Source organism: Streptomyces jeddahensis, assembly GCF_001642995.1.
In the GTDB taxonomy this organism is placed as follows: Bacteria; Actinomycetota; Actinomycetes; order Streptomycetales; family Streptomycetaceae; genus Streptomyces; species Streptomyces jeddahensis.
In genome coordinates this window covers 113,524-126,935 of sequence record NZ_LOHS01000084.1, presented here as the reverse complement: position 1 = coordinate 126,935, position 13,412 = coordinate 113,524, and the positions used below count along the sequence as shown (strand labels likewise).

The window sequence follows — 13,412 nt, the reverse complement described above, 5'->3', positions numbered from 1 at the left end:
GTAAGCTCGTGTGGAGTGGTCTTGACGGCTGGGCGCCGGAGACCACGCGGAGCCTCGCCCAGACTGCGTACTTCTCCACCGAAACCAGACCCAGCTCTCCCACCTGTGATCTTGCGGCTCGGTGTCGCGCCGGTTGCCGGAAGACCATCTGCTCAGCGACGCGTCGCCACTGATGCCTGCTGACGTGGAGCGAATCATGACCACACCGCGAGACCTGTTGATCATTGCCATGGATGCGGCATCCGAGCGGCCTCTGGAGCAAGGTGACCTGTCGCTGGCGCTCGCGGGAGCCGAGGTGATCGACCTGCTGAGAGCACAGGCCATCAGACTGGACGGGGATCGCATCGTGCCGGGCGAACCGTCGGCAATCGCTGATCGTCTGCTGGACGAGGCCGCGTCGTCGCTCGCCCGCCAGGAACCGTACGAATCGGTGGGCGACTGGCTGTGGCGCAGAGGCCGCGGACTGTCCTCGGCCTATCTGGGCGCCCTCGAAGGGGAGGGGCTGCTCACGCGGCAGCGCCGCCGTTGGACGCCCTTCCGGACCGCCCAGATGGTGCTGGTCGATTCGCCCGCTCGCCGCCTGGCGGTGCACCGCTGGACATCGGGTGAGCCCGTCCTCGCCGCGCTTGCGGCCGCCATCGGCATCGGCGGCCAGCCGACGGAGGACTCCCCGACTGTGGTCGACGACCCGGTGGCGACAGTGCTGGCCGCCGTCCATGACGCGTTGAGGGAACTGGGGGGCGTACGGCAACGGCGAACCCTCGACGAGGCGGCCTTCGACAACATTTGGCGTGGTGATTGACGAAGGCACGCGCGGTATGGCGCGCCGTTCCCGAGGCGCGTCTCGCGGCAGCAGGTCCGCAAGCCGCGGAGGTGCTGCTGCTGATCCCGTCGCAGCAGGTGGCCACCGCGGCTGATCCGCAGAACACGATCCGCAGAACACGACCTGAACCGTGCCCACGCGCGCGACAGAACCGGACATGGTCTGATGGTTTCAAGGGCAGTTCCCAGCCAGACCCGGGAGAGGTCCAGATGAGCACGTATCGAGCTGCTCAGGTGGCCGCCGCCGGCGGGCCTTTCGAGATCGTCGAGCGTGAGACACCGAAGCCGGGCCCCGGCCATGTTCGGATCGCCGTGGACGCGTGCGGGATCTGCCACAGCGACGCTGGATTCGTCGACGCCGTGTTTCCGGGCGTCCGTTTTCCTCTGGTCCCCGGTCATGAGGTCGCCGGTCGCATCGAAGAGCTCGGCGAGGGGACGGAGAGCCGTGGCTGGCAGGTGGGTGACCGGGTGGCGGTGGGCTGGTTCGGCGGCAGCTGCGGCTACTGCACGGCCTGCAGACAGGGCGACTTCGTCGTGTGCGAGAACCTGAAGGTTCCCGGATGGGCGTACGACGGAGGTTATGCCGACGTGGTGATCGCACCGGTCGACGCGCTGGCCCGGATCCCCGACGCGCTTGCGGCGACCGATGCGGCGCCCCTGGCCTGCGCGGGGGTGACCACGTACAACGGGCTTCGGCGCAGCTCCGCACGGCCGGGCGATCTGGTCGCCGTCCTCGGCATCGGTGGCCTCGGCCACCTGGGAGTGAGGTATGCCGCCGCCATGGGCTTCGAGACCGTGGCCATCGCCCGCGGGTCCGACAAGGCCGACTTCGCCAAGCAGCTCGGCGCGCATCACTACATCGACAGTACGGCGGACACCAGCGTCGCAGACGCGCTGCGGTCCCTGGGCGGCGCCACAGTGGTCCTGGCCACCGCCGCCAATTCCGACGCCATCACGGCGACCGTCGACGGGCTGTCCCACCGCGGCGAACTGGTGGTCATCGGTGCGGATGCCGAGCCGTTGGGTGTCAGCCCCGTCCAGCTGCTCCTGCACGGCAAGATCGTGCGCGGCCACCCGTCCGGAACGGCGTTGGACGTGGAGGACACCATGGCATTCAGCACCCTGCACGGCATCCGCCCGATGACGGAGATCATGCCGCTGGAGCAGACCGATGAGGCGTACCGGAAGATGCTCTCCGGCGCCGCACGTTTCCGCATGGTGCTCACCACCGGCTGACCTGCCCACACTCCCGAGGGGACCTACCTGCGGTAGACGTTCTCCGCCTGCGGTCCCTTGGGCCCCTGGGTGACGTCGTATTCGACCTTGTCGCCCTCCTGCAGCTCCTTGAAGCCTGTGGCCTGGATGGCGGAGAAGTGCACGAACACGTCTGGGCCGCCGTTGTCCGGTTGGATGAAGCCGAAGCCCTTGTCGGCGTTGAACCACTTCACAGTGCCTGTTGCCATCAGTCCACCCTCGTCTCACACCGCGGCGCGACCTCGCCGCCGCACCCCGCAGCCCCATTGCGGCTGCGGCTTCTGAACTTTGCCATCTGAGTCGGGGTCCCATCGGTGAACGCACCGGCCAAGTCGCCCGGTGTGGCGACGACCGATAGAGGCTGGTGGCCGCGGGCATATGGGCTGAGGTGGTGTTGGGCAGGTCTCCTGTGCCATGGGGTTCACCCCCGCTGATCGGCCAGGTGGCGGCGGCCGGTTGGACCAATCCCCATCAGTTCCCTGAGGTGTGATGGCCGCGCCGCCTTTTACTCCGGTTGTGGTTCGGTGTCGGTGCTGGAGTTCTGGCGCGTGCGCGGGAGTATCCGCACCTGAGCAGCCCTGAGCGCCGGAGAGCTTGGCCCACCAGTGGTCGTAGCGGCTGTAGACCCGGGGATCGTGATCAGTCAGCAGCATCGTCAGGGACTCTGCCTCCGCGGCGAGTCCGTCCCAGGTCTCGGGTGAAAGGTCGTGGAAGGCCGTCGCCTCGATGCCGCCGTCGACCGGGCGCCACACGCCGGCGACGTAGCCATCGACGAGCAGCGTCGGCAGCACGTCGCCGTTGTTGCGGGTCACCAACGCACGGTAGTCCGGGGGATCACGCGGCCTCGGTCGGCGTATGCCAGCAGGACGCTGTCCCACATGGCCATGAGCCGAGATGGGGCCGGTGTGTCCGCAGGCGGGCGCGGGGCGCCGGGAACGTCGAACAGCGTCGTGCCGTCGGGTCCCCGCATCTCCTCGACGACGCCGCTCGGCGCACGCAGCGCGTCGCGGACCGGTGCCCGCTGGACCATGGCGAACTGCGCCACGTCTGCCACCGACGCGGCCGGAACCCTTCCAGATAGCGCATGACGAGGGCCTGCAGCGCCTCCGGCCTGGCCACGCGGCCCGTGGGCACGGGCCCGGTCTGCGCAGCGACGTACGACGGCAGGGTGGCGAAGGACCACGGTCCGCCGACCGGGGCGTGCAGCAGCGTGGCGTACGACCGCAGTCCCCACCACGCCCGGCCTTCCTTCCGGCGCCGAGCCGCTGTTCGAGCCAGGCCTCCATCTCCGTGGCCGTCCTCGGCTGGTCGGCGAACTTCAGCAGCTCCGGCACCAGTTCGCCGGCGTCCGCAGGGGTAAGCCCGGCCTCCGCGAAGCGGTAGCCGAGCCGTGAGGCATACAGCGTCGGCTGCATCGCCTCTCGGAAGACCTGGTAGTCCGCCGGCGTGGGAGTTCGCGCGCGGTGATCTCCACGACCCAGGATTGTGTCGTGGACCGGCCCACGGCCGCCAGCGCCCTGAGTGCCGTTACGACCGGGTCTGGCCTGCAGAGGAGTGCCTGCCAGTCCTCCACCCCGGGCACCGTTTCACAACCTCAGCCACGGCTCGGGGCATCGACGACGCAGTCGATCGCGGAACCGACATCGTCGGCGACAAGGGTGGGCCGATAGCGGGGCTGAGTCCAGGAGCGGCCGTCCGAGACCCAGACGCTTCGGAGACCGAGTGCGTTCGCGCCCGCGATGTCGGCGTGCGGTGAATCGCCGATGACCCAGGCGCCGGGAAGGGCGACTCCGACGGCGTGCGCGGCGGCATGGAAGATCTCCGGTTCCGGCTTCTTACGGCCGACTGCCTCGGAGACCACCCAGCCGTCGACGAGCCGGTCGAGTCCGGTGTTGCGGATCTTCGCTTCCTGCTGCGCGATACGGCCGTTGGTGACGATCACACAGGTCCAGCCGCCGGCCCGTGCGCGCTCCAGGGCCTCACGCGTCGCCCCCGCAAGCACGACGCGGTCGGCGGCACCGGTGTCCAGAAGGGCATCGATCGCGGTGGTGGACACCGCAGCTCCGTACCGGTCGGCCATGGCCGCGCCCACATCATGGCGGGCGGTATAGCCGCTCGCGTCGACCGTCATCACCCACGCAAGGTCGCTGTCAGGCAGACCGTGGTCCGCCAGGAACGCCTGGACGGCGGCGCGGAAGGCCGCATCGCGATCGACCAGAGTGTTGTCGAGATCCAGCATCAGCAACGGCACACCGAGGGAGTAGATCACGAGCGACAGCCTCCGGGCACTTGGGTTTCCCGACAGGATGGCCAACCCGACTACGTGTGTCTCCTCCAGTACTCGTTAGGCCTGGGTGAGGTCGATCGAGTGCCCAGTGAGCAGCGTCAGACGGCCTCGCTCCGCAGGCAGCTCAGCGCCTGCATGGCCTCGCGCTCTATGCGTGAAAGATCGCTGAGGACGGTGCCTGCCTGTACGAGGCGCTGCGCATCGCCTGATTCACCGGCTTCTGCGATCAGTGCCGCGGTTTCCGTCCACAGGGTGGCTGCCTCGGCGTACAACCTGTGTCCGGTGCGCAGGTGGCTGTTGTCGAGCAGTTGGGTGCATTCGGCGAGGAAGTCGCGGTAGAGGTTACGGAACAGGGCGCCGCCCGTGCCGGCCTTCTCCATCAAGAGGGCAGCCTGCGGCAGGTCCCGCTGCGGGTTGTCGGTCCGCTGGAGCCATGTGCGTACCAGCTTGCCGGCCTTCTCGATGCCTCGGTGGCCGAGGTTGGCGATGGGCGGGTTGAGGAAGGCGTCGGCGCAGGCGGTGATGGCGGGAATGATGTGGCCCTGTGGGGAGGGCAGGTTCTTCGGAGCGGTGAGCGTGAAGGACCGGTGTTTGGCGGTCATCGGGCCGCGCGCGGCCCTGGCCTGGGCGAGGCTGGTGAGGCTGGTGGATACCGCTCCGCCTTGCTGGTCGGTGTCCACCAGGTAGGCGTCGTGGTCGTCATAGCCGTACATGGCGACGACATGACCGCCGAAGTGCACCTTCGACCCGAAGTAGTCCAGGTAGTAACTGTCGAGCTGTAGTCCGACGGGGCGGCCGGCGTTGATGGAGGCCACCACGTTCTCCCACGCCTTGCGGGGCGAGGTGGTCTCCTGGACCAGGAGCTCCAGCTTGAGTCTGGTGTCCAGGTTTCTCGTGAGGTCGAAGGGCTTGACCCGTCCCCCGAGGAAGGGGAAGCCCATGTTCTTGGTGTCCCAGTAGATGAAGGACAGACCGGAGCCTAGCCCGAAGAGCATGGGCTCGGACAGATCGAGTCCTTGGTGCCGCAGCAGCACCCCCAGAGCTGTCGTCTCGCAGTGCTGCATACCGCGGGCATCGATGTCTCTCACTGTGGTCATGCCATGCTCTCCCTGCGCGGGGACGGGATGATCAGCCGGGTCATCAATTGTCCGTAGGTTGTTCGGCGGCGCGCGGGAGGGCCGGGGCCAACCGGGGCAAGGCAGATGTATGGCGCCGGGTCAGCTCTGTCCGTTCTCGGCCCACGGACTCGCTTCGGTGCAGGTGGTGCTAGGCATCGCGCACATGCCGTCGCTCCATGTCCCCCTGGGCATCCTGATGTTCGGCCTGAGCGTGCTGGCGCTGGGCCAGGTGCTGTCCGCCCACTTGCCGCAGCGCTCCGGCACCGGCCGTAACCGCCGCGCTAACTATTGTTCGCCCGCGTCGGTGACGGCGAGCGCCCAGAGGCGAGGCACCGCTCGCGTATCCAATCGGCCGCGGGTCCGCCCGACCCTGGGGGCACACGACACCCCAGGGGGAGAACCACGGTCGCGACGCCGAGGAGCTGCCGCCGATGAGGACACACGGCAGTTGGCGAGAGCCGCCGTGTTGTCGAGCTGCCTCAGTTCTCCTTGCCGAGCACGGTGATGGTTCCTTTCGCGGGCTGCTTGAGGGCGCGGCTGATGACCATGCGCTGGATCTGGTTGGTGCCTTCGAAGATCTGCATGACCTTGGCCTCGCGCATATGGCGCTCCACGGGGAAGTCACGGGTGTAGCCGTAGCCGCCGAGCACCTGCACCGCATCGGTGGTGACCTTCATCGCGTTGTCCGTGGCGAGGAGTTTGGCTATGGAGGCCTCACGGGTGAAGGGCAGGCCGTGGTCCTTCAGCCGCGCGGCGGACAACGTGGTGGCCCGGGCGGACTCGATCGCGGCGGCCATGTCGGCCAGGACGAATCCCAGGCCTTGATGGTCGATGATCGGTTTGCCGAAGGTCTCGCGCTCTTGGGCGTAGCGGACGGCGTGGTCGAAGGCGCCCTGGGCCAGTCCCGTGGCGACGGCGGCGATGCCGAGCCTGCCGGAGTCCAGTGAGGCGAGGGCGATCCGCAGCCCCTCCCCCTCCTCGCCGATGCGGCGGTGGACGGGGACGCGGACGCCGTCCAGGTGCATGGTGGCGGTGGCCGATCCGGTCAGGCCCATCTTGTGCTCGGGTGGGTCGGCGGTCAGGCCGGGAGTGTCCGCCGGTATCAGGAAGCACGAGATCCCGTGTGAGCGGTCGTTCGAGGTACGGGCCATGACGGTGTAGAAGTCCGCGTGACCGCCATGTGTGGTCCAGGCTTTGGCGCCGTGCAGCACATAGTGGTCGCCTTCGCGGACGGCGCGGGTGCGCATGGCCGCGGGGTCGGAGCCGGCGTGCGGCTCCGACAGGCAGTACGCGCCGAGCAGCTCGCCGCCGAGCATGTCGGGCAGCCACTCCTTCTTCTGCGCCGTCGTGCCGTACGTCGCGAGGCCGAAGCAGGAGAGCGCGTGCACGGAGACCCCGACCGCGACACTCGACCAGACGGCCGCGAGCTCTTCGACTACCTGGAGGTAGACCTCGTACGGCTGACCGCCGCCGCCGTACTCCTCGGGGTAGGGCAGGCCGAGCAGTCCCGCGCGGCCGAGTGTCCGGAAGACCTCACGCGGGAACCTCTCGTCGGCCTCCGCATCGGCCGCCCTGGGCGCGAGTTCCTTCGCGGCCAGCGAGCGGGTGAGGTCGATGAGGTCGGCGGCCTCAGGGGTCGGCAGTGTGCGGGTGGCGGGCATCGGGGCCTCCGCGAAATGATACTGTGGTGAGTACGAGAGTATCATTATGCGTACTCGCTGCGGGGGTCTGAAGCAGCCCGAAGGAGCCCGAAACCGTCCGGGACCGAAGAACCCGCGACCGCGACAGGTACGGCCGTGGGCGCCGGTTCGAGGAAGGTCGGTCTCCGCCGGTGGGTGAATTCCCTGGCTTGGCGCAGGTCAGGACGAGACGGCGTGCACGATCAGCGACGCCAGTTCCGCGTATGCCTCGGAGTCACTGAGACCCGTCCGTGCGGCCACCTCGCCCCGCTGGATCTGCTGCATGGTGGCGGCCGCGACCTCGCCCACGAACGCCGCGTGCACATCCCGGAAGACGCCTTCGGTCACGCCCTCGGTGATCAGCTGCCGTACCCGGTCGGCGGCGAGCCTCGTGTTCGCCTCGTACACGTCGCGGGCGGGCCGGAAGCCCGCCATGTCGTCGAGGAACTGCCGGGACAGCGGCCTGAGCTGTTCGGCCACCGCGTTGAGATAGGCCAGTACGCGGTCCGACGGGGCGGTGGTGTCCGCGACCTTCTTCTCGACGGCCTCGGCCGCGGTACGGAAGTAGTGCTTGACCGCTTCCCTCACCAGATCCTGCTTGCTCCCGGCGAGCTGGTACAGCGTGGTCTTCGAGCAGTGCAACCGCTCGGCCAGGTCGTCGAGAGTGAATGAGGCGAACCCCTCCGCCGCCAGCAGCGCCACCAGGCGCTCCAGTAGGTCAGTCTGTCGGGCGGTACGGCGGGCGGACGGCATGGCGTCAGCTTATCGGCTCGGCTCTGCGCCCTTGGCCCGCAGCTCGGCGCCCCGGCCCGCAGCCCGGCGGGCCGCTCCAGGTCCGGCCGCGGCGCATGGCCGGCCGCTCGGCCACCGGAGGGGGCGAACCCCGCACGGTCGGCGCAGTCCCCGTTGGGCTGCGACGAGCGGCACCCACGCGTCATGGCTGTCCGGCTGATGGGGGCTCAGGTCCAGCCCATCTGGTGTCTGGCCGCCCCGGCTGACGTCATTCAGCGGCTGCGAAGGCCCCGCCAGTGAGTACCGGAACCACCGTGCAGGCGTCCAGCTCCGTCGAGACAGCGACATCGTCGGCGAAACCCGCGTCGGCGAGTTCCCGTCCGGAGGCGCTGGCTGCGACCGCGGCACTCACATCCGTAGTCCCCGCGAAGGCCGCAGCCGCCACGGCGGCCTCCGGCGACGGGGTGCCGCCTCCATGCTCCCGCAGTGCGGCGAGCACCGCTCCCGCACCGAGCAGGTCCTCGAGCGCCGGCCGGAGGCTGCCGTCGGGCCACCGCTCACCCGCGGCGATCACCCCGACAGGGCGCTCGGCTGTCCCATAACCGTGCGTGGCGAGCCACCGGCCGACGGCAGTTGCGTTCCGCAGCGAACCCGCCACCACGACGGCCCCGTCGGCCGCTGCTGCTATGGCTGATCCGTTGGGCGACGGGAGGACCAGACGAGGGGTGAAGGGGGCGCGTCGCAAAGCGGCCGGAGAGAGCGACCAGGGCTCCGTTGTGGTGGTCTTCCGGCGGCCCACGGCCAAGACGGCGTCCATCCGGTCGGCGAAGGACGCAGCGCTGTCATCACGCCAGCGGTACGGGAAGACCCGTATCCCGGACTCGACCGCGACCGTCACCGCGGTGGTGAACGACAGCACATCGACGACCACCAGACACGCGACATCTGGTGCGAGACGCTCCGCTCCCACGGGACCCCAGTCGAAACGCGCCCCATGTCCTGCCTGCAGAAAACAGTTGTCATCCATGGCCGACGATCATCCCAGCCACCGTCGGCGGAGGAGGGTCATCGAAGGCTCCGCCGTCACGGCTGCATCCGCGATCAGGTTCGTGCGGGACCCGTTCTGCGGCGGCAGACCGGCCTCACCAGCGCCCCGGTTCACTGCCGACGACCGCCTCCGAAGGCTTTCCGTCCACCCCGACCGGTACGTCACCGGCCAGCATCACCCGGTGCATGACCCGCGGATGGTCGAGGTGGGCGGTGTCGCCGGGGGCCAGATGGATGGTGGAGCGGTTGTCCCAGAAGGCCACGCTGCCCGGCTCCCAGCGGAAGCGGACCGTGTACTCGGGCCGGGTCGCCTGTTCAAGCAGCATCTCCAGCAGGAGCCGGCTCTCCGCACGCGAGACGTCCTGGATCTGCTCGAGGTAGTAGCCGTTGACGAACAGCACCCGCTCACCCGTCTCGGGGTGCACCCGCACCAGCGGATGCACCGACGCGACCTGATGGTCGAGCAGATGACGCACGTAGGCGTCGTCACCCGGCCGCGCCTGATAGCCGACGCCCAGCCGGTGTTCGGCTCGCAACCCGTCCACGAAGTCGCGTACCGGCTTGGACAGCCCTGCGTACGCGGACGCCAGGTTGGACCAGGTCGTGTCACCGCCGTACGGCGGGACGGTCTCGGCACGCAGGATCGTGGCGGCCGGCGGGTCGATACGGGCTCCGTGGTCGCAGTGCCAGCCCCGTAGCGGGGTGTGGCGGCGCCGCTGCAGCCACTCGGAGTGCTCCATGCCGTAACGCCCGCCCAGCTCCAGCCGGTCGGCCGTCGTCTCGATCTCCGGGACGTCCGGCGGCGACGCGCTGCCGCGCTTCCTGAGGACGACGGGTTCACCGAACCGGCGCGCGAAGGCCACATGCCCGGTGTGGTCCAGACGCTGCCCGCGAAAGAAGACGACCTTCCAGCGCAGGACCGCCTCCCGGATCACCGAGACCACCGCCTCATCCAGGTGCTCCGCCAGGTCGACTCCCGTGATCTCCGCACCGATATGACCCGCGACCGGCTTCACCTCGACTCCGGGCACCCGCGTCGTCTCCCCCGTGGCGGCCGGTGACGCCTCCCTCGCCGTACGCCGGTCCGTCGTCATGCGCGCTCCGATCTCCTTGCCTGCCGCCTGCTTCTGAGAGAGCGTGTCAGCATTTGCCGGACACCGCGACGGGGTCTCGCCTCCGCGTCCCGCGTGTCGCCCCCGTCGGCAGGGGTCGCGTGACCCACAGCTCGGCCAAGCCGGTTGTGGGGTCCGGCTCCATATCGGCGGCCCGGTCCTGCTTCTACAGTCCCGCGGCATGACCCCCACAAGAGCCGCAACACCCCGTCCCCGCGGGCGACTGATGGCCGTGCTGGCCGCCGTCCTCTGCGTCCTCTTCCTCCCCGCGCCGCAGGCCTCCGCCGCGTCCGTCGAGGAGGTCACCGGCTTCGGCACCAACCCGGGTGCCCTGAAGATGTTCCGCTACGTCCCCGACGGCCTGCCCGCCGGCCGGCCCGTCGTCGTGGCCCTGCACGGCTGTACCCAGAACGCCGCCGGATACGGCACCGGCAGCGGCTGGACCGAGCTCGCCGACCGCTGGGGCTTCTCCGTCGTCCTGCCGCACCAGCAGACCGCCAACAACGCGTCCTCCTGCTTCAACTGGTTCCAGACCGGCGACATCCAGCGCGGTCAGGGAGAGGCCGCCTCGATCGCGCAGATGGTCGACCGGCAGCTCTCCGACGTCTCAGGCGACGCCTCCCGCGTCTATGTCACCGGCCTCTCCGCGGGCGGAGGCATGACGGCCGTGATGATGGCGACGTACCCGGAGAAGTTCACCGCCGGCGGCGTCGTCGCCGGACTGCCGTACGGATGCGCGCAGGCCGCCGGCTCCCCGTACGTGTGCATGTACGTCGGCGCCACACAGACCGCCCAGCAGTGGGGCGACCGGGTACGGGCCGCCCGGCCCGGATACACCGGGCCTTGGCCCACGCTGACGGTCTTTCAGGGGACGGCCGACTACACCGTGAAGCCGGTCAACATGACGGATCTGATGAAGCAGTGGACGAACGTGCAGGGTGCGGACCAGACCGCTGACCTCAGCGACACCGTGGCGGGCTACCCGCACCAGGTCTTCCGGGACCCCGCCGGGAAGGCTGTCGTGGAGACGTACAGCATCACCGGCATGGGCCACGGACAGCCCGTCGATCCGGGCAGCGGTGCTCAGCAGTGCGGCACCGCAGGCGCGTACATCCTGGACGTCGACATGTGCGCGGCCTACTGGCTGGGGCACGGGTGGGGCCTCGGCTGAGACGGGCCACGCGCGCGTCCGATCTTCGCCGCGCGCACGCGGCGAAGATCGGACGCAGTTGCGAACCAGGCCCCTCGCTGCTGCCGGATGCCAAGAGTCACTGCGCGGGGCCAGTTGCCGCAATCCGTTCTCCAGCAGCGCGAACGCGTGTTCCGCGTCAGCCACCGCACCGGCATAGCGCTCGTCGGCCGACTCCCCGTACGCCAGGCGGTCGGCGTTGTCCTGTGCCAGCGCCCACTGGGCCCCGACGATCTGGACGGCTGCAAGCCGCGCGGTGAGTTCCGGAGTGTCCGCCGTTTCCTGCAGCGCCTGGGCGAGTGCGCGTTCGGCGCCGGTCTTGAACCGTTCCATCCGGGCCACCAGCGAGGGCGCCTCGAGGATCATGCGGTGCAGCCTGCGCACCTGGGGATGGTCGTTGAGCCCCGTGATCGGGTCCCGTTCGCGCAGCCCTGTGCGGAAGTGCTCGCCGCACCGCGGCCAGCGGCGCGGTGCCGGGCGGGCGGGCCCGTACGACGCGCGCGATCTCCGTCTCGTGGTCGGCGAGGCGATGGACCAGGAGGTCTTCCTTTGTCGGGAAGTACGCGAAGAGCGTGCGTTTGGACACCTCGGCCCCCTCGGCCACCTGAGCCACCGACACATCGCTGAATTGTTGGGCCAGGCGGGACTCATGGTGACTGCCCGACTGGTGCAACAGCCCGGCGAAGGGGCGAAGCGGACGGTCGCTTCTCTCCTCGCTCGCAAGCCGGAACGACCGTAAGCTCGCGCAGGCACCGGCCTTCGCCGCCTGGCGCTCTGACAGGCCCTCCAATCGAGCACATGCCGTCTTGTTGTGCGTGCGTGCGAATGCCGATCTGGTGCTGCTGTTACAAGTCCGGGTTTGCGCAGGGGAGATGTGCGCTGGAAGGCCGGACGTGTGCATGGCGGAGCCGGCAAGGGCTTGTCGTCGCTGCCGCACGGGTCGGTGTAGCCGTCAGTGATTGTCAGGGCCATGTGGCGGGAACCTAGGTGCCCCATGAAACAGACGGTTACGGAAATGTCCGCTTTTAGAAACATGAAACGTCATTCCGGTGTTCAGCAGACGCGCGGCTCCACAGTGATGGTCCTCGGCCCCACCGGGGTCGAGACGCCGAACCGCACGGCCGACTCGAGAACGGGTCAGCCTGCACGACTTGAGGGAGCATCAGTTGTCTGCTTCTGTCATCGCCCGCCGGTTCACGGCCGCCGCGCTCGCCGCCGGCTGCCTGGTCGGCGCCGCCACGGTCTCCGCCGCCGCCGCCGACGGCCCCGGCCGTCACCACCGCGCACAGCACTCGTCCGACGACTTCCCCGGGCGGCACCACCGCGACCCGTTCCCCGGCGACGGTTTCGGCCGTGACCACCGGGACCCGTTCCCGGGCGACGGCTTCGGCCGCGACCACCGGGACCCGTTCCCCGGCGACGGCCGCCCCGGCCGTCACGACCGCACGCCGTACTCCGCGGTCGTGATCAGAGACGTCCAGGCCGACAGCCCGGGCTTCGACGACGGCTCCAACTGGTCCCTGAACGGCGAGTGGGTCGAGATCGTCAACACCTCTCGCAGGGCCGTCAACCTGGTCGGCTGGACCCTGCGCAACGAGGACGGTGTCCGCTACCGCTTCGGCTACCTGCGGCTGGCGGCCGGCTCCACCGTCCGCGTCCACACCGGCGTCGGCCGTGACACCCGCTACGACGTCTACCAGGACCGCCGTCGCTACGTCTGGGACAACCGGTCCGACACCGCGGCCCTGTACGACGACGGAGGGCGTCTCGTCGACATCGTGTCGTGGGGCCGCCGCCGCTGATCCGCGGCGGGGCACTCAGAAGTCCGGACGAAGCCCGCACCCCACGGCGCGGCTCTGCCAACGTGCGGGCTGTGCGTGACATCGGCCTCCAGGACCTTTCGTGGTCCTGGAGGCCGATGCGTTGGCGCGGTCGGCGCGGGGCGCGGTCGTGCCGCTCGGAGCTTTGGCTGCTCCAGGTGTTGCGGCTCGAGGTGTTGCGGCTCGACGCGCTGGTCGAGCTTCCAGAAGGCCCCGTCCCCGTTGCCGAGTCGGCCGTCCACATGCCGTGACCGTGGTGGGCTCCCGGCAGGCATGCGCCACGAGCGTCTCCGCTCTCCTTCGTCAGGTGGGCGTGGTGCTTCGTCGGCTCTGCGTGGTCCGAGTCGACCGC

Annotated in this window: 11 protein-coding genes and 2 pseudogenes; 4 read left to right on the top strand and 9 right to left on the bottom strand. The window is 69.5% G+C overall.

Going from position 1 to position 13,412, the window contains the following annotated elements; all coding sequences use genetic code 11:
- The first annotated feature begins 196 nt into the window (after positions 1-196).
- Together STSP_RS18020 and STSP_RS18015 are read left to right on the top strand one after the other, a co-directional pair.
- Positions 197-802: a GOLPH3/VPS74 family protein gene (locus STSP_RS18020; protein ID WP_067278846.1), complete on the top strand. Its 606-nt coding sequence runs from the start codon at positions 197-199 to the stop codon at positions 800-802.
- A 230-nt stretch (positions 803-1,032) separates the two neighbouring features.
- On the top strand, positions 1,033-2,058 hold the full coding sequence (locus STSP_RS18015) for an alcohol dehydrogenase (RefSeq protein ID WP_067278844.1): 1,026 nt from the start codon (positions 1,033-1,035) through the stop codon (positions 2,056-2,058).
- 23 nt (positions 2,059-2,081) lie between these two features.
- Here STSP_RS18015 and STSP_RS18010 read toward each other — a convergent pair whose 3' ends face one another.
- From STSP_RS18010 to STSP_RS17975, 8 genes and pseudogenes are all read right to left on the bottom strand, one after another.
- Positions 2,082-2,285 (bottom strand): cold-shock protein, encoded by a 204-nt coding sequence (locus STSP_RS18010; RefSeq protein ID WP_067278842.1) that lies wholly within the window; start codon positions 2,283-2,285, stop codon positions 2,082-2,084.
- Positions 2,286-2,657: 372 nt separating this feature from the next.
- Positions 2,658-3,515, bottom strand: a pseudogene (locus STSP_RS18005) (DNA glycosylase AlkZ-like family protein); the annotation flags it as partial.
- Between the two features lie 155 nt (positions 3,516-3,670).
- Positions 3,671-4,345, bottom strand: coding sequence for an HAD family hydrolase (locus STSP_RS18000; protein WP_232789692.1), 675 nt, complete (start codon positions 4,343-4,345; stop codon positions 3,671-3,673).
- Positions 4,346-4,461: 116 nt separating this feature from the next.
- Positions 4,462-5,460, bottom strand: coding sequence for a BtrH N-terminal domain-containing protein (locus STSP_RS17995; protein WP_067278840.1), 999 nt, complete (start codon positions 5,458-5,460; stop codon positions 4,462-4,464).
- A 500-nt stretch (positions 5,461-5,960) separates the two neighbouring features.
- Complete coding sequence (locus STSP_RS17990) at positions 5,961-7,142, bottom strand: acyl-CoA dehydrogenase family protein (protein WP_067278836.1); 1,182 nt, start codon at positions 7,140-7,142, stop codon at positions 5,961-5,963.
- A 198-nt stretch (positions 7,143-7,340) separates the two neighbouring features.
- The gene (locus tag STSP_RS17985; protein WP_067278834.1) at positions 7,341-7,913 is read right to left on the bottom strand and encodes a TetR/AcrR family transcriptional regulator; all 573 of its coding nucleotides are present in this window, start codon (positions 7,911-7,913) and stop codon (positions 7,341-7,343) included.
- Between the two features lie 247 nt (positions 7,914-8,160).
- Complete coding sequence (locus STSP_RS17980) at positions 8,161-8,919, bottom strand: 2-phosphosulfolactate phosphatase (RefSeq protein WP_067278831.1); 759 nt, start codon at positions 8,917-8,919, stop codon at positions 8,161-8,163.
- Positions 8,920-9,034: 115 nt separating this feature from the next.
- Entirely contained in the window at positions 9,035-10,033 is a 999-nt protein-coding gene (locus tag STSP_RS17975; RefSeq protein ID WP_067278828.1) for a TauD/TfdA dioxygenase family protein, read from the bottom strand.
- A gap of 199 nt (positions 10,034-10,232) precedes the next feature.
- Here STSP_RS17975 and STSP_RS17970 point away from each other — a divergent pair, with 199 nt between their 5' ends.
- The gene (locus STSP_RS17970; protein WP_067278813.1) at positions 10,233-11,222 is read left to right on the top strand and encodes an extracellular catalytic domain type 1 short-chain-length polyhydroxyalkanoate depolymerase; all 990 of its coding nucleotides are present in this window, start codon (positions 10,233-10,235) and stop codon (positions 11,220-11,222) included.
- A 102-nt stretch (positions 11,223-11,324) separates the two neighbouring features.
- Here STSP_RS17970 and STSP_RS37200 read toward each other — a convergent pair.
- A pseudogene (locus STSP_RS37200) lies at positions 11,325-11,868 on the bottom strand (TetR/AcrR family transcriptional regulator); the annotation flags it as partial.
- 538 nt (positions 11,869-12,406) lie between these two features.
- On the opposite strand from STSP_RS37200, the gene STSP_RS41225 reads away from it, so the two are divergent.
- The gene (locus STSP_RS41225; protein ID WP_408646320.1) at positions 12,407-13,042 is read left to right on the top strand and encodes a lamin tail domain-containing protein; all 636 of its coding nucleotides are present in this window, start codon (positions 12,407-12,409) and stop codon (positions 13,040-13,042) included.
- The last annotated feature ends 370 nt before the right edge of the window (positions 13,043-13,412 follow it).

What these genes read in the sequence shown, in the direction of transcription:
- STSP_RS18020 (WP_067278846.1), top strand. Translation starts at nt 197, where the DNA reads ATGACCACACCGCGAGACCTGTTGATCATTGCCATGGATGCGGCATCC.
- STSP_RS18015 (WP_067278844.1), top strand. Translation starts at nt 1,033, where the DNA reads ATGAGCACGTATCGAGCTGCTCAGGTGGCCGCCGCCGGCGGGCCTTTC.
- STSP_RS18010 (WP_067278842.1), bottom strand. Translation starts at nt 2,285, where the DNA reads ATGGCAACAGGCACTGTGAAGTGGTTCAACGCCGACAAGGGCTTCGGC.
- STSP_RS17995 (WP_067278840.1), bottom strand. Translation starts at nt 5,460, where the DNA reads ATGACCACAGTGAGAGACATCGATGCCCGCGGTATGCAGCACTGCGAG.
- STSP_RS17990 (WP_067278836.1), bottom strand. Translation starts at nt 7,142, where the DNA reads ATGCCCGCCACCCGCACACTGCCGACCCCTGAGGCCGCCGACCTCATC.
- STSP_RS17985 (WP_067278834.1), bottom strand. Translation starts at nt 7,913, where the DNA reads ATGCCGTCCGCCCGCCGTACCGCCCGACAGACTGACCTACTGGAGCGC.
- STSP_RS17980 (WP_067278831.1), bottom strand. Translation starts at nt 8,919, where the DNA reads ATGGATGACAACTGTTTTCTGCAGGCAGGACATGGGGCGCGTTTCGAC.
- STSP_RS17975 (WP_067278828.1), bottom strand. Translation starts at nt 10,033, where the DNA reads ATGACGACGGACCGGCGTACGGCGAGGGAGGCGTCACCGGCCGCCACG.
- STSP_RS17970 (WP_067278813.1), top strand. Translation starts at nt 10,233, where the DNA reads ATGACCCCCACAAGAGCCGCAACACCCCGTCCCCGCGGGCGACTGATG.